Origin of the sequence: Bradyrhizobium zhengyangense, from assembly GCF_022012555.1 — a bacterium.
Lineage (GTDB): Bacteria > Pseudomonadota > Alphaproteobacteria > Rhizobiales > Xanthobacteraceae > Bradyrhizobium > Bradyrhizobium zhengyangense.
The window spans coordinates 64,607-85,356 of sequence record NZ_JAKLTZ010000016.1; the positions used below are offsets into that span (position 1 = coordinate 64,607).

Annotated in this window: 20 protein-coding genes; 8 read left to right on the top strand and 12 right to left on the bottom strand. The window is 63.7% G+C overall.

Going from position 1 to position 20,750, the window contains the following annotated elements:
* Window positions 1-127: 127 nt before the first annotated feature.
* Genes L6639_RS35465 through L6639_RS35485 form a run of 5 tightly spaced genes read right to left on the bottom strand, consistent with a single transcriptional unit; the run spans window position 128 to window position 5,025 of the window.
* Window positions 128-859: an aspartate/glutamate racemase family protein gene (locus tag L6639_RS35465; RefSeq protein WP_237866250.1), complete on the bottom strand. Its 732-nt coding sequence runs from the start codon at window positions 857-859 to the stop codon at window positions 128-130.
* Window positions 860-864: 5 nt separating this feature from the next.
* A complete protein-coding gene (locus tag L6639_RS35470; RefSeq protein WP_237866251.1) occupies window positions 865-1,743 on the bottom strand; it encodes an ABC transporter permease in 879 nt (292 codons plus the stop codon).
* 3 nt (window positions 1,744-1,746) lie between these two features.
* Window positions 1,747-2,706, bottom strand: coding sequence for an ABC transporter permease (locus L6639_RS35475; protein ID WP_237866321.1), 960 nt, complete (start codon window positions 2,704-2,706; stop codon window positions 1,747-1,749).
* Window positions 2,706-3,995 carry an ABC transporter substrate-binding protein gene (locus L6639_RS35480; protein WP_237866252.1) on the bottom strand — a complete coding sequence of 430 codons (1,290 nt, stop codon included), beginning with the start codon at window positions 3,993-3,995 and terminating at the stop codon, window positions 2,706-2,708. Before L6639_RS35480 ends, L6639_RS35475 begins: the two co-directional genes overlap by 1 nt.
* A gap of 43 nt (window positions 3,996-4,038) precedes the next feature.
* Window positions 4,039-5,025, bottom strand: coding sequence for an ABC transporter ATP-binding protein (locus tag L6639_RS35485; RefSeq protein WP_237866253.1), 987 nt, complete (start codon window positions 5,023-5,025; stop codon window positions 4,039-4,041).
* 265 nt (window positions 5,026-5,290) lie between these two features.
* Here L6639_RS35485 and L6639_RS35490 point away from each other — a divergent pair, with 265 nt between their 5' ends.
* Complete coding sequence (locus tag L6639_RS35490) at window positions 5,291-5,998, top strand: GntR family transcriptional regulator (RefSeq protein WP_237866254.1); 708 nt, start codon at window positions 5,291-5,293, stop codon at window positions 5,996-5,998.
* A gap of 352 nt (window positions 5,999-6,350) precedes the next feature.
* Complete coding sequence (locus tag L6639_RS35495) at window positions 6,351-7,691, top strand: metal-dependent hydrolase family protein (protein ID WP_237866255.1); 1,341 nt, start codon at window positions 6,351-6,353, stop codon at window positions 7,689-7,691.
* A 77-nt stretch (window positions 7,692-7,768) separates the two neighbouring features.
* Here the strand turns inward: L6639_RS35495 and L6639_RS35500 are convergent, their stop codons facing one another.
* Together L6639_RS35500 and L6639_RS35505 are read right to left on the bottom strand one after the other, a co-directional pair.
* On the bottom strand, window positions 7,769-8,182 hold the full coding sequence (locus L6639_RS35500) for a hypothetical protein (protein WP_237866256.1): 414 nt from the start codon (window positions 8,180-8,182) through the stop codon (window positions 7,769-7,771).
* A 2-nt stretch (window positions 8,183-8,184) separates the two neighbouring features.
* Window positions 8,185-8,673 carry a hypothetical protein gene (locus L6639_RS35505; protein WP_237866257.1) on the bottom strand — a complete coding sequence of 163 codons (489 nt, stop codon included), beginning with the start codon at window positions 8,671-8,673 and terminating at the stop codon, window positions 8,185-8,187.
* Window positions 8,674-9,228: 555 nt separating this feature from the next.
* Between L6639_RS35505 and L6639_RS35510 the strand changes: the two genes are divergently transcribed.
* Window positions 9,229-11,451 carry a tetratricopeptide repeat protein gene (locus L6639_RS35510; RefSeq protein ID WP_237866258.1) on the top strand — a complete coding sequence of 741 codons (2,223 nt, stop codon included), beginning with the start codon at window positions 9,229-9,231 and terminating at the stop codon, window positions 11,449-11,451.
* A 136-nt stretch (window positions 11,452-11,587) separates the two neighbouring features.
* On the opposite strand, the gene L6639_RS35515 is transcribed toward L6639_RS35510, so the two are convergent.
* From L6639_RS35515 to L6639_RS35525, 3 genes are all read right to left on the bottom strand, one after another.
* Window positions 11,588-12,214: a transglutaminase-like cysteine peptidase gene (locus tag L6639_RS35515; protein ID WP_237866259.1), complete on the bottom strand. Its 627-nt coding sequence runs from the start codon at window positions 12,212-12,214 to the stop codon at window positions 11,588-11,590.
* Between the two features lie 330 nt (window positions 12,215-12,544).
* Window positions 12,545-13,156, bottom strand: coding sequence for a PilZ domain-containing protein (locus L6639_RS35520; RefSeq protein ID WP_237866260.1), 612 nt, complete (start codon window positions 13,154-13,156; stop codon window positions 12,545-12,547).
* A 193-nt stretch (window positions 13,157-13,349) separates the two neighbouring features.
* Entirely contained in the window at window positions 13,350-14,591 is a 1,242-nt protein-coding gene (locus L6639_RS35525) for an MFS transporter (RefSeq protein ID WP_271604696.1), read from the bottom strand.
* Between the two features lie 133 nt (window positions 14,592-14,724).
* Between L6639_RS35525 and L6639_RS35530 the strand changes: the two genes are divergently transcribed.
* The 3 genes from L6639_RS35530 (at window position 14,725) to L6639_RS35540 (ending at window position 17,008) form a co-directional block, all read left to right on the top strand.
* Complete coding sequence (locus tag L6639_RS35530) at window positions 14,725-15,876, top strand: zinc-binding dehydrogenase (protein WP_237866261.1); 1,152 nt, start codon at window positions 14,725-14,727, stop codon at window positions 15,874-15,876.
* A gap of 93 nt (window positions 15,877-15,969) precedes the next feature.
* Entirely contained in the window at window positions 15,970-16,386 is a 417-nt protein-coding gene (locus tag L6639_RS35535) for a VOC family protein (protein ID WP_237866262.1), read from the top strand.
* A gap of 109 nt (window positions 16,387-16,495) precedes the next feature.
* The gene (locus L6639_RS35540) at window positions 16,496-17,008 is read left to right on the top strand and encodes a hypothetical protein (RefSeq protein WP_237866263.1); all 513 of its coding nucleotides are present in this window, start codon (window positions 16,496-16,498) and stop codon (window positions 17,006-17,008) included.
* 11 nt (window positions 17,009-17,019) lie between these two features.
* Here L6639_RS35540 and L6639_RS35545 read toward each other — a convergent pair whose 3' ends face one another.
* Window positions 17,020-17,334: a cupin domain-containing protein gene (locus L6639_RS35545; RefSeq protein WP_237866264.1), complete on the bottom strand. Its 315-nt coding sequence runs from the start codon at window positions 17,332-17,334 to the stop codon at window positions 17,020-17,022.
* Window positions 17,335-17,685: 351 nt separating this feature from the next.
* Here L6639_RS35545 and L6639_RS35550 point away from each other — a divergent pair, with 351 nt between their 5' ends.
* Window positions 17,686-19,686, top strand: coding sequence for a DEAD/DEAH box helicase (locus L6639_RS35550; protein ID WP_237866265.1), 2,001 nt, complete (start codon window positions 17,686-17,688; stop codon window positions 19,684-19,686).
* A 19-nt stretch (window positions 19,687-19,705) separates the two neighbouring features.
* Here the strand turns inward: L6639_RS35550 and L6639_RS35555 are convergent, their stop codons facing one another.
* A complete protein-coding gene (locus L6639_RS35555) occupies window positions 19,706-20,209 on the bottom strand; it encodes a GNAT family N-acetyltransferase (RefSeq protein WP_237866266.1) in 504 nt (167 codons plus the stop codon).
* A 143-nt stretch (window positions 20,210-20,352) separates the two neighbouring features.
* Here L6639_RS35555 and L6639_RS35560 point away from each other — a divergent pair, with 143 nt between their 5' ends.
* Window positions 20,353-20,742 carry a COG4315 family predicted lipoprotein gene (locus L6639_RS35560; RefSeq protein ID WP_237866267.1) on the top strand — a complete coding sequence of 130 codons (390 nt, stop codon included), beginning with the start codon at window positions 20,353-20,355 and terminating at the stop codon, window positions 20,740-20,742.
* The last annotated feature ends 8 nt before the right edge of the window (window positions 20,743-20,750 follow it).

The following is a 20,750-nucleotide window of genomic DNA, read 5'->3' on the forward strand; positions in this document are numbered from 1 at the left end:
GTGACATCGTTCTTTTTCGTGCACGGCCCCGTAGAAATACTGGTGCGGGTCTTAGCACGGCTTGAGGCAAACTGGGGTCGCTTGTGACAGACACATCAAAGTTGATCGCGCCGTCAGGCGCGGAATGTCAGGGCTGAAACGGCGCAAACGGGCCTGAATAGGTCTTCGCGCGCGGCGCTGCGTAGGGCCCGAGCCGGGATGTCGAAAGCCCGAGCCGGACCAGTCCTTCCGCCAGCGTCACCGCGGCAGCAACGCCATCGACCACGGGCAGACCATGGGTGCCGGCGAGTTCAGCTGCAAGATCGGCCATGCCGGCGCAGCCGAGCACGATGGCCTCGGCGCGGCCGCCGCGGATCGCAGCCGTGATCTCCGTGGAGATCTTGCCGAGCGCTTCAGTATTGCGGTCCTCGAGCGCGAGCACCGGGACTTCGGCGGCGCGGACGCAGGCACAGCGCTCGGCAAGGCCGTATTTCCGCAAATTATGTTCGATCGGCACGATGGAGACGCCAAGCGTCGTGACCACGGCAAAGCGCGCCGCGACCAGGCTCGCCACGTGAAAGCCGGCTTCGCCGATGCCGATGACCGGCGCTTTCGCGATGGCGCGCGCGGCATCGAGGCCGGTGTCGTCGAAGCAGGCGATGATGTGCGCATCGGCACCGTCGCGGTCGGCCTCGCGGATGCAGCCGAGCATACCGGGGACAGCGAAGGCCTCGTCGTAGAATCCCTCGATCGAAACCGGCCCCATCGCGGGCTGCCGCGCGTCGATCACCGTGTCGGGCAGCGCGATCGCGCGCGCCGCCGCGGCGATCTTCGCCGTCATCGTGGTCGTGGTGTTGGGATTGACGACGTGCAGTCGCATCGCGATCAGACGAGCCCTTTGCCGGCGTCCGAGCCCTTGGCCGCCTGGCGCTTGTTGAGCATGTGGATGGTCCCCAGCGCAAGCGTGATCACCGCGAAGGACACCGCGGAGATGATGGTGCCCAGCGCATAGATATCCGGGTTCGTCACCGTCGTGGTAAGGCCCTGAAGGTCGAGCGGCAATGTATTCACTGCCCCGATCGCCTGGCTGGAGCGCGCGAGTTCGTCCCAGGACAATGTGAAGCCGAACAGGCCGATGCCAATCACCGACGGCAGGATGATCGGCAGCACGACGTAGCGGAACGTTTGCCACGGCGTCGCGCCAAGATCGCGCGCAGCTTCCTCGAGCCTGGGATCGAAGCGGTTGAAGATCGCAAACATGATCAGCAGGCCAAACGGCAGCGTCCAGGTCAGGTGCGCACCCAGACCGGAGGTGAGCAGGCCCATCGAGGTCTCGAAATTCTCGTTCCAGTGCGCCTTGATCAAATCGTCGATGATGCGGAATTCCAGCGAGATTCCGAGCGAGGTGATGATCGAGGGCACGATCAGGCTCGCGATCGCCGAGTAGAACAGGATGCTCTGCATCTTGAACTTCCTGCGGAAGGCCATGCCGGCGGCGACCGACAGCACGACAGTGACGGCCATCACGATGACGCCGAGCAGCAGCGAGCGGCGGAAGGACGCACCGAGATCGACGATGCCGGTGCCCTGGAACAGCTTTGTCAGCCAGTAGGTCGACACGCCGTTCATCGGGAAGGTGAGGCCGCCCTGCGGTCCCTGGAACGACAGCACGTAGATCGCGATCATCGGGCCGTAGAGAAACAGCACATAGGCCGCGAAGAAGATCGCAAGCAGGTAGAATGAGCGCGGGCGTCCTTCCTTCATCGCCTACAGCTCCTTCTTGATGTCGACGATGCGCGACATCATGGTGATGATCAGGAACGTGATGACGAGCAGGATCACGGCATTCGCGGCCGCAGCCGGGAATTGTAGCGCGTTGACCCGGGTCTCGATGATCTTGCCGGCGGCGGCGATCTGCTGGCCGCCCATCACGCCGATGGTGATGAAGTCGCCCATCACGATGGTGATGACGAAGATCGAGCCGATCACGATTCCTGGCTTGGCCAGCGGAATGATGACGTTGACCAGTGTCTGAAAGCCGGAGGCGCCGGCGTCATAGGCGGCCTCGATCAGCGACTTGTCGATGCGGATCATCGAATTGAAGATCGGCACCACCATGAAGAAGGTGAAGAGGTGGACCAGCGCCAGCACCACGGAGAACTCGGAGAACAGCAGCCATTCCACCGGCTGGTTGACCAGGCCCGTCTTCATCAGGCCGGAGTTAACGAGGCCATTGCGCCCGAGCAGCGGGATCCAGGCGATCATGCGAATGACGTTGGAGGTCCAGAACGGGATCGTGCAGAGCAGCGACAGTCCCATCTGCCAGGTCTTGGACTTGACGTGGAAGGCGAGGAAATAGGCGACCCAGAAACCGATGAAGAGCGTGATGGCCCAGACCAGGAAGCAGAGCTTCAGCGTCTTCAGATAGGTTTTGCCGATCGTGCAGAGATCGGGAAGCTGCGCGATGCAGCCCTCGAACGTGTCGGTGTAGCCGCGGCCGGAAAAGGCCGGCAGCAATTGATATTCGTTGTAGTCCCAGAACGAGACGATGACGACGAAGACCAGCGGGATCAGGAAGAAGGCGAGAAACACCAGCATCATCGGCCCGGCCTGGAGCCAGGAGACCAAAGACGGCGACAGGCGCGCGGATTTCGCCGCGCGCCTCGTCTCGGATCCCCGGACGAGGTCCGGGGATGCCTGTTGCAGAATGTCTTCCGACGTATCCATCACGCGGCGATGAACTCGTTCCACTTGCGGACCATGTAGTCGTTCTCGTCCATCACGGCGTTCCAGCAGGCGACGCCGCCCATGCGGTCCTCGTAGGAGCCGCCATCACGCACCGCCCCGGCCTTCTCCAGCAGCGAGCCGTCGGGCGCCTTGATGTCCTTCTCGGCCGCCTTGCCTTCCATCCAGTAGGCCCACTCGTAGGGCTCCATGTTGGCCTTCGCGGTCGAGAGTACGGCCGAGTAGTAGCCTTGGCGGTTGAGGTAAGCGCCGGCATAGCCGGACAGGAACCAATTGACGAACTCATAGGCCCAGTCGAGCTTCGCACCCGACACGCCCTTGGAGACGCAGAAGCCGGAAGCCCAGGAACGATAGCCTTCCTTGAGCGGCTGGAAGGTGCAGGCGATGCCCATCGAGCGCACCTTCGTCACAGCGGGCGACCACATCGACTGAATGACAGTCTCACCCGACGCCATCAAGTTCACGCTCTCATTGAAGTCCTTCCAGAACGCGCGGAACTGGCCGGCCTTCTTTGCCTCGGTCATCACCTTCATGGTGAGATCGATCTCTTCCTTGGTCATGTTGCCCTTGTCGGCATATTTGTACTTGCCGGTGGCTTCCACGACCATCGCGGCATCCATGATGCCGATCGAGGGGATGTTGAGGATCGAGGCCTTGCCCTTGAATTCGGGATTGAGCAGCTCCGACCACGAGCTGATCGGTCGCTTGATCAGATCGGGGCGGATGCCGAGCGTGTCGGCGTTGTAGACAGTCGGGATCAGCGTGACGAACTCGGTCGCCGTCTTGGAGAACGTCTTGGAGTCCTTGCCTTCGAGATAGAGCACCTTCCAGGGCGCGGTGCCCTGACCGCCGATCTTCTTGCCGCCGGGCGTCTCGCCCTTGGTGAAGACGGGGGTGATGTTGTCGAATTCCTTGATCTTCTTGGCGTCGAGGGCAAGGATGTTGCCCGACGGCACCAGCTTCTTTAGCGAGAAATATTCGGTGTCCAGCACGTCGAAGGAGTTCGGCTGGGTCATCACGCGCTTGGTGACGTCGTCGGTCGTCGCGGTGATGTATTCGATCTTGATGCCGGTGTCCTTCAGGCACTGCTTGGAGATGTCGTCGCCCTCGTTCACGGCGGTGCCGAGATAGCGCAGCACCTTCGGTTCGGCCGACATCACGTAGGGAAAGCCGGTGATGGCGCCGGAGCCGGCGGCAAGGCCCGCGAGACCCGCGGTGCCCTTGAGTAGCGTGCGGCGGCTGACGCCGGTCTTTTTGGTCGTCTCGGTCATTCCAATCACTCCTCTGTGTTGCGCATTTTCTAAAATGACGGCGCTATTGCAGACGTTGCGCCTTGGCGGGATCCCAGGTGGCCAGCACGCGATCGCCCGGCCGGAACGGGTGGACGTCGAAGGTGGACTCGGGAAGATGGGAGAACAGGGCGGTGCCGTCGTCGAGCGTGAGCGAGACGGCAACATAGGAGCCCTGGTACTCGGTCTGGGTCAGCCGCGCCGGCGCGCCGAATGCGCCGTCAACGAACGGCATGATGCCGAGCTGATCGGCGCGTACGGCGATGAGGCTGCCGGCGTCGCTGAGAACGTTGTGGCCGCCGATGAAGCGCGCCACGAATTCGGTGCGGGGATGGTGGAAGATGTCGCGGGCCGTGCCCTGCTGCTCGATCTTGCCCTGGTTCATCACCACGATGTGGTCGGCAAGCGCCATCGCCTCTTCCTGGCCGTGGGTGACCTGGATGAAGCTGATGCCGAGCTCGCGCTGCAGGCGCTTCAGCTCGCCGCGCATCTTGACCCGCAGGAACGGATCGAGCGCGGACAGCGGCTCGTCGAGCAGAAGGATCTGCGGCTCGGTGATCAGCGCCCGGGCGAGCGCCACGCGCTGCTGCTGGCCGCCGGAGAGCTGGGCCGGCAGGCGGCTGGCATAGGGGCTCATCGCCACCAGCTCCAGAAGCTCGCCGGCGCGCTTGTGCCTGGTCGCGCGGTCGATGCCGCGCATTTTCAGGGCAAACGCAACATTGTCGAGCACGGTGAGGTGCGGAAACAGCGCGTAGGACTGGAACATCATGGCCGTGCCGCGCTTGGCGGGCTCGAGGTCCGTGACGTTCTGCGGGCCGAGGATGATGTCGCCCTCGCTGACCGCTTCATGACCGGCGATCATGCGTAGCGTCGAGGTTTTGCCGCAGCCGGACGGGCCGAGCAGGCAGCAATAAGTGCCGGCCGGGATCTTCAGATTGACATTGTCCACCGCCAGCGTCGTGTCATAGCGCTTGGTGACGGCAACCAGTTCGAGAGCGGCAGGAGTGGCCATGGCGTGTCCGAGAGGAGGGCGGTGCTCCGCCTCTCTCCGCAAGGTCCGTGCCAACCGCGGCAGGATTGCCGAATTCGGAAACTGTGCTGCGGAGTCAGATCGTTAGATTGAATCCAGTACGATTGTGCGGCACATGGTGCCGGCAGAGATGTGCACACAAAATGGGCGAAGATTGTATAAAGTTTCGCCTGTGATTGGATACAGCTCGTCGATTACCATCGAAGGCCGAACGCTGATCGCGCCCTCAAACCCACACTTCGAACTGATGGCCGCCAAATCCCGCCCGAAACCCGATGCGCCCGACGTGAGCGATCGCGTCAGCCGGATCAGGGAGGGCGTGACCGCGGCGATCCTCGAGCATCGCCTGTTGCCGGGCACCAAGCTTGGCGAGGATGAGATCGGCGAGATCTATGGGGCGAGCCGCACGCTGGTCCGCACCGCGCTGCAACAGCTTGCGCATGAGGGCATCGTCAATATCGAGAAGAACCGCGGCGCTTTTGTTGCGCGCCCGACGCCCGCGGATGCCCGCGAGGTGTTCGAGGCGCGCCGCCTGGTCGAGCCCACTATCGTCGATCACGCCGTTGATGCCGTTTCGCCCGCGTGGATCGAGCGCCTTCAGCAACACCTCACTGAGGAGCGGGAAGCCGAGCTGCGCGGCGACGCGCGCGCCTCGGTCCGGCTCTCCGGCGACTTTCATCGGCTCATCGCCGAGATGAGCGGCCACAGCATCTATCTCGGCTTCCTCAAGGAGCTGATCGCGCGCTCCTCGCTGATCATCCTGCTCTATCGCCGCCACGACACGCCCGCCTGCGGCACTGATCATCATGCCGAGATCGTCACCGCGATCCGCAAGCGCGACAAGCAGGCGGCGCGCACGCAGATGCTGTCGCATCTGAATGAGATCGAAGCCGAGCTGTTCCTCAAGGATCCCGCCGCGGACAAGTTGCGGCTTGCCGACGTGCTCGGCGCGTAAGCGGGCCGCATCGCTCGGCTATGGCCGCGAAGATCCTTCGTTGCGCCTGACTGTGATGGTTGCAATCTTTCGTTGATTTGTCGGTTGCTCCTATTGCTCGACTTTTGAATAGAGTTCGATGCAAGCGAGGCAGCCTCGCTTACTTATGTGCCGCAACTTCCCGATAAATGTTTCTGGAAATGCATCTCCGTTGGACTCGAATGGCTGTAATGCAGAATCGCCCTATAGTTGCAAATTGACTCTGCCTGATGGCAGGCATCAACTCTCGCTCTCCCATGACATCGGCTGGCTGACTTTTGCCTGGCGACCTGTCGCAGTGGCCGCATAGCGGCACCCCAGCGGGGAGTTGAACATGTCGGGATTGCGTAGGCGGATCGGCCTCACGGCGGTGCTCGCGACGATCGTCTGCAGCGCATCGCCTGCACCGGCTCAGCAGGACGGCGCCGTCCTGTTCCGCAACGTCAAGATCTTTGATGGCAAGAACGCAGCGCTCTCGGCGCCATCCAATGTCCTCGTCAGGGACGGCAAGATCGAGAAGATCTCGATCGCGGATATCGCGGCCACTGGCCAGGTCATCGACGGCGGCGGCCGGGTGCTGATGCCTGGACTCATCGATGCGCATTGGCACGCGATGCTGGTACGCCCGACGCCGATGGCGGCGCTTGCAGGCGATATCGGCTACAACAATCTTGTTGCTGCAAGCGAGGCGACTGCAACGCTGATGCGCGGCTTCACCACGATACGCGACATGGGTGGACCGACCTTCGGCCTCAAGCAGGCGATCGACGAGGATCTCGTCGCCGGCCCGCGCATCTATCCGTCTGGCGCCATCATCACCATCACCGGCGGCCACGGTGACTTCCGCCAGCTCTCCGACCTGCCGCGAACCATCGGCGGAATGCTCAGCCGCATGGAGCGGATCGGCGGCAGCATGGTCGCCGACAGTCCCGACGAGGTGCGCGTGCGCGCACGTGAGCAGCTGATGCAGGGCGCCTCCCAGGTCAAGCTGACTGCGGGCGGTGGCGTGGCTTCGCCGTTCAGTCCATTGGACGTCTCGACCTTCACCGAGCCCGAGCTGCGCGCCGCCGTCGAGGCCGCCGAGAACTGGGGCACTTATGTTGCCACGCACGCCTATACGCCGGTTGCGATCCAACGCTCGATTGCAGCCGGCGTGAAGTGCATCGAGCACGCCCATCTCATGGACGAAGCGAGCGCGAAGCTGATGGCCGAGAAGGGAATCTGGCTCAGCACCCAGCCGTTCCTGGACATGTCCATGGGTGCCGGGCTTGGGCCGGCGGAGCAGGACAAGCTGCGGCAGGTTGTCGCCGGCACGGACCGTGTCTATGAGCTGGCCAGGAAATACCACCTCAAGACCGCGTTTGGCACCGACGTCCTGTTCTCGCAGGCGCTAGCGGAGAAGCAGGGCTCGATGCTGGCGGCACTGACACGCTGGTACACGCCGGCCGAAGCGCTGGCCATGGCAACGTCGACCAATGCGGAACTGCTGAGTTTGTCCGGCCCGCGCAATCCATATCCGGGCAAGCTCGGCGTGGTGGAGGAAGGCGCCTTCGCCGATCTTCTGCTGGTCGACGGTAATCCGCTCGACAACATCAACTTGGTCGAGGACCCCGCGAAGAACTTCGTGGTGATCATGAAGAACGGCAAGATCTACAAGAATGTTCTGCCACGCTGAGCATCGCGCCTTGGGCGGCGTGGGATTGTGGGATTGTAAGGCCGAGAGGCGCGTGCGCCTCCCGGCCGGAGTCGCCGTCAACGCCAGCGGGCCGTCACTGTCTTTGCCGCAGCCGCAGGCTTCACTTTCGGCACGATTGCGACCTCGCCACCGCGGCCGAACACCAGGATCTCGGTGACGTCGCGATCCATCTTGATCACATAGTTATAGCCGTCGAGCAGTCGCGCCACGACCCGCGACAGTGTGCCGGAGTAGCTGCCGCTGACCTCGCTCATGAGCGGGACCGCGGACCGGACCTTCACTGCGAACAGCTTGTCGAAGCGGGCCAGAACGTCGGCAAGGCTGTCGCCACTTGTCTGCAACTGTAATGCCTGCAGATCACCGTCGACGCGAATGTCGGCTTTGGCCGGGGCAATCAGGCCGCAGGCAAGACTCATCGCGACCGCCAGAGCGGCATGGCGGTCGCGCGGGGCGGAAGGACGATCAGCCACGGCTAATGATTGCCGTTGCCTTGATCGTCATCGTCATCGCTGTGCCTGAGCTTGATGTAGATTCGCGAGCGATGGCAGATCCGCGGCTCGACATCGCCATTAGAGTAGGTATGCGTTTCCACGGCTGTCGTCACATGCGCCGCGGTCAGCGTCTTGCCGTCCTCGGAGATTATGCCCGTCGTCGGCGGGATCGCGTCGACCGTCGAGGTCTGGCCAGTCCGCGGGCCGGTCAGGTGCGTCTCGGTGTAGCTGCCCGGCACCATGGTGCTGGTCCAGGTCCCGTCCTCGTTGACGGTGTAGGTAAAAGAGAAGCTGAAATCGGCGGAGCCGGCGGCCGGCGGGAAATGCGGAAAGCCGCCGGGGCCGGGGGTGGGACGAATGGTGATGCCGACCACGGTGCCTTTCACGGTGCCGGTGCCATTGCCGTTGAACTTGCGGATGCCTTCCACTGCGAATGAGTTGGCATAGGCGTCTGTCGAGGATCCCGGCACGGCGTCATTCGGGCGCAGATTGGTCTGGAATCCCGAGTTCGGCAGTGCAACGCCCGGCGTTGGGTTGGGAAGCCCCGGGCCGTTCGGATCGCCGACATGACCCGGCGCGACCAGGCATTCGGCCGATCCCGTGAAGCCGTAGGATCCTTCAGCCTGGGACCATCGAAATCGGCTGAGGCCGGGCCGACGCCGGCGAGCAAACCAAGAACGACAAGGCTGCCGGCCAAATCAATGCGTGAATTGAATTGCATGGAGTCCTCCTCAATGAATTTTCTGAGTGCCTGAACGGAAAAACGCCTGGTGATATCGGTGCTCACGACGTCGCGGACGCGGTGCCTCTGACGATCGTGCCGGATGTTGCAGCGCTTCCAAATCCAGCCTCCCGCGCTGTCGCACATCGAGATTCGAAACAGTGCGGTAGCCGCCGTCACGGGAGCGCAAAAAAAACGTGAAACCCGGCAGGAAGGTGTGACCTATCCCACTTGCCCTCGCCGGTGGCGCTCGTAGGATCGCGTGAAAAGAGCGGATCAACCGTCGCTAGGGGGAGGAGCCGGTGTGGGTCCGCAACTGACATCGCGCAGCACCATGCGATTGCGGCTGCTTGGCCGCTTGGTCGTGACGACCATTCATGACCAGTCCTCGGCAATCGCCCTGCCGACGCGCAAGTCCGGCGTCCTGCTTGCTTATCTTGCCATGAGCCGTGACTACGCGGCGCAGCGCGAAGAGCTCGCGACGCTGTTGTGGGGGGACTGTTCGGACCAGCAGGCCCGACAAAGCCTGCGGCAGGCGCTGGCGATGCTGCGCAAGCATCTTGGTCCATCGCTCGTTATCGCCGACGCGGGAGTGGTACGGCTCGACGGCGAGCTATGGTCGATCGACGCGCGCGAATTCGAGCAGCTGTCGCGATCGACCAAGGCCGCGGAGCTTGCGCTTGCCGCGCGTCTGTTCACCGGCGACTTTCTCGCCGGTCATCACATTGATGAGGAGGGCATCGAGGAGTGGGTGGCCGGTCAGCGAACGCGGCTCCAGCTTGCAGCGGCGCATCTCTGCGCGACATTTGTCGAGCGCCCTGATCTCGTCACGGATCCCAACGATGCGATCGCAGCGGTCGAGCAACTCATCGCGCTCGATCCGCTGCGCGAGGATGTCCAGCGGCTCGCGATCGCACTTTATGCGCGCTATCACGGCCGTCATGAGGCGCTGACCCGCGCCGCCGGATTTGCCGATGTGTTGCAGCGCGAGCTCGGCGTCGGCCCCGAGAAGGCGACGCGCGAGATGCTCGACGGCTTGCGCTCCAGCGCTGTCGAAGCCGATCGCGCGGTTGCGGTCGATTGCGCAGCTGCACCAGCTATCCCGGATGCGCCGCGCTTGTCGCCGGCGGCGGTTGCGCCAAGACACAAAAAGAGCGCGCTGCGCCAAATGGTGGGAAGGGTCCTGGCAGGATCCGGTCTGGTGCTGGTCCTGACTTTGGGCGCGCTGTTCGAGCTGCGCGCGCGGCAGCATACTGATGTCGCGGAACTTGCCGCGGGGGCGTCCCCCGAGGCCGGCGATTTCTGGCGTTCGCCGTCCTCAGGCGGCGAGGTGACACTCCCGAACGGCCTCGTGCCGATCCTGGTGCTGCCCTTCACGACGCTCGGCGCCGCGGACGACCATCTCCAGCTCACCGCCGACATGCTGACCGATGATCTCACCAACACGCTGTCCCGCCTGCCGTCGTTCCGCGTGATCTCGCAGCAAACGGCACGCAGCTTCGCCGGTCAGCCGATCGATGTCGGCAGGCTCGGCCACGAGTTGAAGGTACGTTACGTGCTCGAAGGCAGCGTCCGGCGGCAGGAGGAGGGGCTGCGCGTCAATGTCGAGCTGGTCGATCCTTCGAGCCGGCTGTCGATCTGGAGCAGCCGGATCGAACGCGATGGCGCCGACCGGCAGGGCTTGCGGGACGAGATCGTCGCGCGGCTCGCCCGCGAGCTCCAGTTCGAGATGCTGCCGATCGAGAGCTCGCGCCTGTCGCAGAGCTCGGACGCCGCCGCGCTCGCCTATCGCGGCTGGGCTGCGCTGTCGGAGGTGCGTCTTGACGGCTATCGCCAGGCGCTGGCGCTGTTTGAGGGCGCGCTGGAGAAGGAGCCGCAGAATCTGCGCGCCCTCACGGGCATCGGCGCCTATCACGCCCGGATGGGGGCGCAGGTGCTGGATACCGAGTCGAGGGCGCATCGCAAGGCGGCGATCGAGATCCTGCGCAAGGTGCTGGAACGCGATCCCGACTCCAGCAACGCGCATTTCTATCTCGCGCTCGCGCTCAACACGTTGCCGACGCTGCCGGAGGCAATGGAGCATCTGGAGCGCGCGATAAGGATCGATCCCAGCGATGCCAGCGCGCATGCGCAGATCGGCAACGGGCTGATCCGTTCGGGCCGCCCCGCGGAGGGGCTCGCGCATGTGCGTTACGCGATCCGGCTTAGCCCGCGCGATCCGATCATGCCGATCTGGCTGGAGTTTGCCGGTAATGGCGAGCTTGAATTGAAGAGATATCCGGAGGCCATCGCGCTGTTCAAACGTTCGGTCGCGCTCAATCCGCGCTATCCCCGCGGCTGGGCCGGACTGACCGCGGCCTATGCGCTGACAGGGGATGTGGAGGAGTCCCACCGGATGGCGGAGCGGCTCAGGATGTTCGCGCCAACGCTGGACAACAATGGCCTCGCCTCGCAATTCGGTCGTCATCCCGGTTCGGCCTTGCGTGCCGGCTTGCAACTCGCTCTTGCCGCTCCGGCAGACCGCTAGAGCTTGGAACACAAGCCCCAAAAAGTTGCGGCCAGCCATTGGGGGATGGCTGGCCGCGCGCGAACCGGTCTGGGACGGGGAGGGGTGGGGATGTGACCGGGTCGCGTAACTCGTTTGTTTGTCTCTACTGATCGAACTACTGGTCTCTCGCGCTGGCGGTCGAGACCGCCGGCTTGGTATCGCCAAGCGAGACCCAGACGTTGGCATCGCTCTGCGACTGGCGCTTGACAAAGCGGTAGCCGGTCTCCGTCCAGGCGACGACGTTCTCGTTCTGATTGTCGAGAACGAACTCGCCCTTGTCGGTTTTCACCGTCAGCACCGCGTGTCCTTCGCCCTTCTTGTCGCGCACGACCGTGATGAGCAGGGCCTCGCGCGGCCAACCGGCGTCCATCAGCATCTTGCGCTTCAGCAGCACGTAATCTTCACAGTCGCCGTAGCCGTCGGTCGGCAGCGACCATTTCTCGACGACGCCCCAGTGCTCCTGGTCGGTCAAAGGCTTGATCGTCTCGTTGACCCAGCGATTGACCTTGGTCAGGTCGCGCCACGCGGCCTGCGACATCACGATGTCGCGCGGCTGCGTCGCTCCGCCCTGACACTGAGCGGCGTTCTCTGCACAAAACTCGACCCAGCCGATCGGCGCACGCGTCGTGTCGCCGAGGCTCGCGTAGAGCAGACGGCTTTCGCCGGCCTGCACCGCCGAGCTCATTCCGAACAGCATGGCGGCGAGCGCCAGTGCCTTTCCCTGTCCCCTGAAGTCCAACATTGCGGCCCCCGTTTCTTGTTGGGACCACATTTCGCACGGAGCTTTTGAGTTGCCGCTAAGTCGACCAAGTCAAGTCGAGACGAATGCAAGTAAAACTGGCGGCGAATTCGATCTATACTTGAATAGAATTCGACTAAAATTCGAAAATACTGCAATTGATTCAAATTTTAGGGATTAACGCGGAAACGCTGGCGGAACCGCTGGTTGGGGGCATGAACAGGCCGCGCGTTAACCCGCCCGCGGCCGCTGCAAGACGCGAGAAAGGCGGCGTCTGCATCGCAGAGGCCGCCTTCAGAGCTGGTAAAACAGGGGTTTTGGCGCTGTCGCGCTTTACCGCGCGGTAACGCTCTCTTCGAGAGTCTCGATCGGCTGCGCGTGCATGAACTCGAGCGCGAAGCCGTCCTCGAGGTTTCGCACCACGCGGCCCTGGACCCGGCCGAGCAGAACGATCGATTTCAGCGGCGGGCGGTTCTCCGCAGCAATGGCGGCACCGGACAGCGACAGGTCGATGATGCGGCAAGTCATCTTGGTGCCGTCCTCGAGCGTCAGCACCGCGATCGGGTTGCGCGGCACAATACGGTCGTGGCGGCGGTCTTCCGGCAAATTGAGGATGTCGCGGTTGGCGAGCCAGGTCAGCTGGGCCGCGAGCTTGTCGCGCTTGCGCGGCGTCGCGCCCACCGTCATCGCGAAGCCGTTGTCGATGATCCTTGTGATCTTGCCCTCGACCCTGCCGATATGGTCGAGATAGGCGACCACGCGGTCGCCGACATTGCCGATGCCGGGCGCGAGCAGCGCAAGGCCCCCCGGCGACATGTTGATCACCTGGCAGGGGAATTCACGGCGATCCGGCAGCATGTAACGGCCGAGCAGGTGCACCTTCACCCGCTGGAAACGCCGACGTTCCTCGGCGGCCGGAAGAAATTTTTTGTTCGCCAACGCCATTTTCACTACCCGACCCCCCGCCCGGGCGGAGTCCGACACGACCCTAAGGTGCATAGGGTTAACGCCGCGTTATGATTTGGCGTGGCGATGACGGACCGACACAATGCGTTCAAAAAGCCACATCAGCGGCGGGCAGTATCCCAGTGTTCCCGGACCGGAGGAGCGCAGCCGTCCCGGGCCGACGACCGGGCCCCTAGGCTTTCCTGGTCGCCCGCCCATAGAGCAGGCACAGCAGCGCCAGCAGCACTGCGGCCGAGAGTCCCAGCGACCAGTGAATCCCGATCGCAGCACCAAAGACGCCGACGGTGATGCCGCTGAACGCGCGCATGCCAAGTCCCGCCATATTATAGAGGCCGACGACACGACCGCGAATGTCGGAGGGCGCATTCAGCTGAACCAGCGCCTGGGCCATGGTGTTGAAGGAAAGCTCGAAGAAGCCGGCAAAGAACAGCAGCACGATCGCGACGGGGTAGATCCGCACCGCGGCGAAGCCGAGCAGCGCGACACTCCAGAGCATCGCGAGCGTGATCGCCGTGCGCGCCGTGCCCTTCAACCGTCCCCAGGATTCCAGCGCGATGCCGGCGAGTAGCGCGCCGGCGGCGTCGGCCGCGAGCAGCACGCTGTAGGACACGCCAGGATCGCCATGACCGAGATCGCCGGCAAAGCCCGGCATCTGCGCGTGATAGGCATTGCCAATCATGAAGGAGGTGAGGCCGGCAAGCCATGTCATCGCCATCAGCACCGGCTGGGTGCCGATCGCGCGCATCGTCAGCAGGATGTCGGCAAAGCCGCGCACGGCGTAGCGCCGCATGGCGACGCTCTTGTCTCGGACCGGTGCCCAGAACAGCCACAGCAGCATCGGCAGATAGAACAGCGTGTTGAAGATGATGCCGTGCGAAGTGCCGAGCGTCAGCATGATGAGACCGCCCACGGCCGGCCCCACCAGGATGCCGAGATAACGCGCCATTGCATTTAGCCGCACCGCGCTCGGAAGATCGGCAGGACCGACTAGATCGTAGAGCAGCAGTTGGTTCGGCGTCTGCCACAGCACGCCGGCACAGCCGTGGATCACCAGGAGCAGCATCGCGTGCCACATCTGGATCGTGTCGGTGATGAAGAAGAAGCCCCATCCCGCCGAGGCGACGATGAACAGCAACATGCCGCACTGGATGATGCGGCGCGGGTCGAACCGGTCGGCGAGCCCGCCGACCACGACCGAGAACAGCAGGAATGGCAGCCAGTGCGACAGCACGGCAAAGCCGCCCAGCGTCGGCGAGTGGAATTTCTGGAACACCACCCAATAGCTGATCACGTGCTCGATATTATCCGCCATCATCGCCAGCACATAGGCGATGAACTGCAGCCGGTACGGCACGGACTTCATCGCCGCGAACGAGCCGGACGCGGCTACGGGATTTTGGGGGATTGGGTTCAAACGATCACCTTGGCAGGATTGCGCCCGCGGCACCTATGATCGCTGCCTCGGTTGGCATCTGGCCGAACCTCACATACGCTCTGTCCGAGCCCGCGCCATCATTCAACACAAGACGGGCCGCGAGGAAACAGCCATGGATTCAATCCGCGTATGCACCCACGCCGGACCGGGCTCGGAGCCCGTGATCAAGACCGTGCCGTGGCCGAAGGTCGGTCGCAAGGGTGCGCTGATCAAGATCGGCGCGTGCGGCGTCTGTGGCACCGATTTGCATATTTTGAAAGGACACTGGCCGAAGCCGCTACCCTGGCCGTTCACGCTCGGCCACGAGCTCGGCGGCGTCATCGTCGAATGCGGCGATGAATTCACGGAAGACTTCATGAGCAAGCCGCTCAAGGTCGGCTCGAAAGTGATGATCCCGCCACTGATGCCCTGCGGCCGCTGTTATTACTGCATTCACTATCCGCAGACCGCCAACAAATGCCTGACGCCGGTTTATTACGGCCGCTACCTTGGCTTCGACAAGGCGCCGCACATGTGGGGCGGCTGGGCTGAATATGTCTATGTCGATCTCGACATGCTGCCAGGCACCAAGATCTACAAGCTGCCCGACGATATGTCGCTGCGCTTAGGTGCGCTGTCGGAGCCGCTGACATCGTGCATCCGCGCGTTCAATCGCGCGAGCCGCGCCGGCGGCTTCACCTGGGCCGACACCGTGGTGATCCAGGGTTCCGGCCCGATCGGCATTTTGGCGGTCGCAGCGGCGAAGGAGATGGGGGCAGGGCGCGTCATCTGCGTCGGCGCGCCGGAGGAGCCGCGCCTAAAACTCGCGCGCGAGTTTGGCGCGGAAGCCACCGTGAACATCGAAGAGATCGCATCGCCGCAAGAGCGCATCGCGCGCGTCCGCGAGATCGTCGGCGGTTTTGGCGCCGATCTCGTGATGGATTGCTCGGGCCACCCCTCAGCCGGTCCCGAAGGCATTGAGATGCTGCGCGACGGCGGCACCTATGTCGAGATGGGCCAGTTCACCGACGCCGGCTCGATCGAGACCTCATGGCACCGCATCTGCACCAAGGACCTCAACGTGCTCGGCTCCTGGGGATTCACGGGTAACGATCTCCCGCTCGGTGTCGACATGCTCTACCGCACCCGCGATAAATATCCCTGGCTGAAGATGCAAACGATCTATCCGTTCACGGAGGAGGGCGTCGCGCGAGCCGTGAAAGATGCGATGGCGATGAAGACGGTGAAATCGACCATCGTGCCGTGGCCGGATCTGGTGGAGTGAGATCTAGTAGCCCGGGTGGAGCGCAGGCGTAATCCGGGCTGCCGGTCCGACATTGCGCCAGGCTACGAGTCGGAATCTGGAATAAGAGCTACGATGACAAACGAACAACCAAGCCGCACCAGCTCACCCTTCAGCGCCATCCGAGCGATCGACTACACCGTCATCTTCGTGCGCGACATGGCCGCGATGCGTAGCTTCTACGAGGACGTGCTCGCTCTATCCCTGCTGCGCGAGCTATCGCCGAATTGGATCGAGTATGGGATAGGGAGCAACACGCTCGCATTGGCGCGACCGAGCCGCACGGCGACTGATGCACCGCCGCCGGCGGGGAGTGCCTCACTGCAACTGGCGTTCAAGGTCTCGGCCACCGAGGTCGACGCTTGCGCCGAGGAACTCGTGCAGCACGGCGTGGTGCTGCCGTCGCCACCGACAAACCAAGCCTTCGGGCATCGCACGCTGTTTTTCCGCGATCCCGACGGCAATCTACTGGAGGTCTACGCCGAGATCTGAGATTGATGGAACCGCATGCCCTAAAAGTTCCACAGAGAATCCGCGAATGATCCACCTGGGCGTGAAACTTAAGCGCGGGTTCCGGCTTTCAGTTCGCGGGAGAGTATCCGTGAAGCGAATCCTGAAACCCATCACCTACTTCCTGGCGGCCGTCTACTTCCTGGTGGATGCGGTGTTCGTGGCCGTGGCGCGGCCGATCTCGGCTTGGCTTGCCCGGCACTTCGAATTCAAGCGGCTGCGCGCCTGGATCAGATCGCTGCCGCCTTATCCGTCGTTGGCGCTGTTTTCCGTGCCCGTGCTCATTCTGGAGCCGATCAAGCCGGTTGCGGCGTACCTCGTTGCGACCGGTCAGTTCCTCAGCGGTATGGTGGCGTTCGTCGGCTGCGAGCTGCTCAAGCTGGTGCTGGTCGAGCGCCTGTTTCATCTGACGCGCGACAAGCTGATGCGGATCCCGGCTTTCGCCTGGGCCTACGGCAAATTCACTGAGATGAGGGCATGGCTGCAGGCGACCGAAGCCTGGCGCGCTATTCGCTCCCTAAGTCACGCGGCCAAGGACTCTGTCGCGCGGGTGAGAGCAAGGCTCGCCGAAAGCTTCAGCAGGCCCGTGACATCGAGGGATTAGAGCCGCGCTTGCTACGCGAGCTTGCGCGGCGCGGCCGTGGCCTTGTCGCCGGTGTTCGGCGTGCCGGTCGGCTCGATCAGCATCAGATGAACCTCCTCACGGGCCACCGGGCGGTGCTCGACACCTTTGGGCACCACATGGAGCTGGCCTGGGCCGAGCGTCACGGTGCGGTCCCGCAACTCGATGTCGAGCTTGCCCCTGAGTACGAGAAAGAAATCGTCAGTGTCGTCGTGCCTGTGCCAGGTGAACTCGCCCTTCACCTTCACCACCATCACGTCGCACTCTTTCGTAAGGCAGGATTTGGGGTGGCATGACTGACGTGGCATGACATGTGTCCGTCAACCTGCCGAGCGCTGCAATGGCTGTTACCTTGCGGCAAAGCAGGGCATGCATGCCTCCCTCGCACGGCCGATCGAGCCCAATTCAGGCGCGACGGCCGCAAAAGCCCGCCATTCCGGCCCGAAATCGCGCTAAAGGCAGGGCTGAGCGCCCCCGAACCTGTTCACCCTGTCGCCAATGCCATGCATCAAAGCCATGGTGATTTGGCAGCTTCTGGCGTAAAGAGCGTCCAAATCAAAATCATGATGGGTGTGACCGGGCCTTCTGCAGTGATTGCAGCGTCGAGGCCCCTCGGCTCTTTCCGCTCCGCGCCCGGACCAACCAAGGTTTTCCATTCCGTGTCTTTTCCGGCCGTGACCCCGCCGCTTGCCCGTGCTTTGGCTGAGCGCAATTACGATTCACCGACACCTGTTCAGCTCGCCGTGCTCGGCAAGGATGCCGTCGATCGCGACCTGCTGGTGTCGGCGCAAACAGGCTCGGGCAAGACCGTTGCCTACGGGCTGGCCATGGCCAGGGACCTTCTTGATGATGCCGAGCGGTTCGCGCAGGCCGCGGCGCCTCTGGCGCTGATCGTCGCGCCGACCCGCGAGCTCGCCTTGCAGGTCCAGCGCGAACTGACCTGGCTCTATGAGCATGCCGGGGCGCGCGTCGTCTCCTGCGTCGGCGGCATGGACCCGCGCCGCGAGCAGCGTGAGCTGGCCGCGGGCGCCCATATCGTCGTCGGCACGCCCGGCCGCTTGTGCGATCATCTGCGCCGCAAACGCCTCGATATCTCGGAATTGAAGGTCGTCGTGCTCGACGAGGCCGACGAGATGCTCAATCTCGGCTTTCGCGAGGACATGGAGTTCATCCTCAAGACCACGCCGGAGACGCGCCGCACCTTGTTGTTCTCGGCGACTTTCCCGCGCGGCATCGTGGCGCTTGCGAAACAGTATCAGCAGCAGGCGTTTCGAATCGAGGTCGCCGGCGACGAGGGCGGTCACGCCGATATCGAGTACCGTGCGATCCGGGTCGCTGCCGGCGATGTCGAGCATGCGGTCGTCAACGTGCTGCGCTTTTACGAGTCGCCGAGCGCACTGGTATTCTGCAATACGCGCGATGCGGTCAGGCATTTGCAGGCGGCGCTGCTGGAGCGCGGTTTTTCCGTGGTCGCTCTCTCAGGCGAATTGACGCAGAACGAGCGTACCTTGGCGCTCCAGTCGCTCCGGGACGGACGCGCCCGCATTTGCGTGGCGACAGACGTGGCCGCCCGCGGCATTGACCTGCCGAGCCTCGACCTCGTCGTTCACGCCGATCTGCCGAACGATCCGGAGGTCATGCAACATCGCTCAGGCCGCACCGGGCGCGCGGGCCGCAAGGGCGTGAGCGTTCTGCTGGTGCCGCCAATACGACGGCGGCGTGCCGATGTACTGTTAAATTTGTCCGGCATCGAGGCGAACTGGGGCACGGCGCCGCAAGCGGATGAGATTCGCAAGCTCGATCATGAACGCATGAAGGACGTGTTGTTCACCGAGGAAACGTCCGCCGACGATCTCGAGCTGGCGAAGGCCTTGCTGGCCGAGCGGTCGGCCGAGGACATCGCCGCAGCACTGGCTCGGCTCTATCGCGCGCGGCTTCCGTCGCCGGAAGACATTATCGATCCCGGTGAACGAAGCAGCCGGCCGCGCGATGATCGTCATCGCGACGATCGCGCACCGCGTGGCGACGACCGCTCCGAGCGGCCTCGCGCCAAGGCGGGGAAGTCATCGCCGAAACATGTGATGACGGAGCCTACCGTCTGGTTCCGGGCCGCCATCGGCCGCCGCAAGAATGCCGAGGCGCGCTGGCTGTTGCCGATGATCTGCCGCCGCGGCGGCATCGACAAGCGCGACATCGGAGCGATCAAGATCAGCGACACCACCACCGAGTTCGAGATTTCCGAGCGCGTCGCCGAATCCTTCGCCGCCAAGGTCAAGCGTCCGGACAAGGAAGACAGCATCCGCATCGAGCTGGTGACGGGCGCGCCGCAGGAGCAGGCTCCGGTGGAGAAGCGCGCACGCGCTCCGCAGCGCGATCAAGGCGACGACAATCAAGTCGCCCGCCGGAGCGACGATACCTGGAACGCCAAGGGGCCGAAGCCTCACGACAGGCCGCGCGGAAAGCCGGAGGGCAAGCATCAGGGCAAGCCGCACGCCAAGAGTGATTTCAAGCCTCACGACGGCGGCAAATCTGGCAAGCCGGCATTCGGGAAGAAGAACAAGAAATTCGGAGACAAATCCGGTGACGCCAAATATGCGCCGTCGGTCACCGAATGGCCAGGCGCGTCGGGTAAGAAGAACAAGAAGAAGCACCGCGGCTGAGCGGTCGCGGGGCAGGGGCCTATCGGGCGAGCTCGCGCAGCATGTAGGTCGCGCTCGCGCCGTAGGACGCGAGCTTGGCGCGCAGCGCCGCATCCGGCGTGACGGGCTGGAAGCCGAGGCGTTCCCACAGCACGCGCGTGCCATAGACCGAGACCAGCGCAAGCGTCGTGATGCCTGAAGATCGCGCGAGCTGTTCGATCTCCGCAACATATGCGCGCGCCACGCCGCCTCGGGCGTCGGGCAGCACGGCGACGTCGTGCACGTAGAGGCAGTCGGCGGCCTCAGGCAATTGGCCGAGGAAACCGTCGAGCGGCGGAATCTGTTGCTGCATCCAGGGATGTGCAAGACCGTAGCCTGCGATCCCGCTGCCCGTGGCGAGCACGCGGCAGCCATCCGGAGAGAGCCGCATCTTTTCCGCGAGCACGTCGGGCCGCTCGGGAAGATCGGGATGAATCCGCGCCGCGATCGCACTGATCGCCTCGAGATCGGTGATGTGCGCACGACGCCAATGTGGCCTGCTCATCTTCGCTATTCCGTATCATCAGCCGCAATTTATTCCGCCCCCTTGATGCGCGCAGCCAAAAATATCTTTGCCCGCTTTCGAGGAATAGTGCGGGGGCCGCGGCGTCCTACCCCGTGCAAGCCAATTGCATGACAGGAGACACCATGACGACATCCTCGATCCGCCTCGTGTTCACGCTCGCAGCGTCACTCGCACTCACCTCGGCTGCGTTCGCGGCGCCGCCGACCAAGACCGGCAAGACCGACAAGGGCAACGTGCTTACCGACGCCAAGGGCATGTCGCTCTACACGTTCGACAAGGACATGGACGGCAAATCGGCCTGCAACGGCCCGTGTGCGACTAACTGGCCGGCGCTGAAGGCCGAGGCCAGCGACGCGCCCGGCGACGGCTACACCATCATCACCCGCGACGACGGCTCCAAGCAATGGGCGCACAAGGGCAAGCCGCTCTACACCTTCGCCAAGGACACCAAGCCCGGCGACATCACCGGCGACGGCTTTCTGAATGGCGCCTGGCATCTGGCGATGCCGTGATAGGGAGG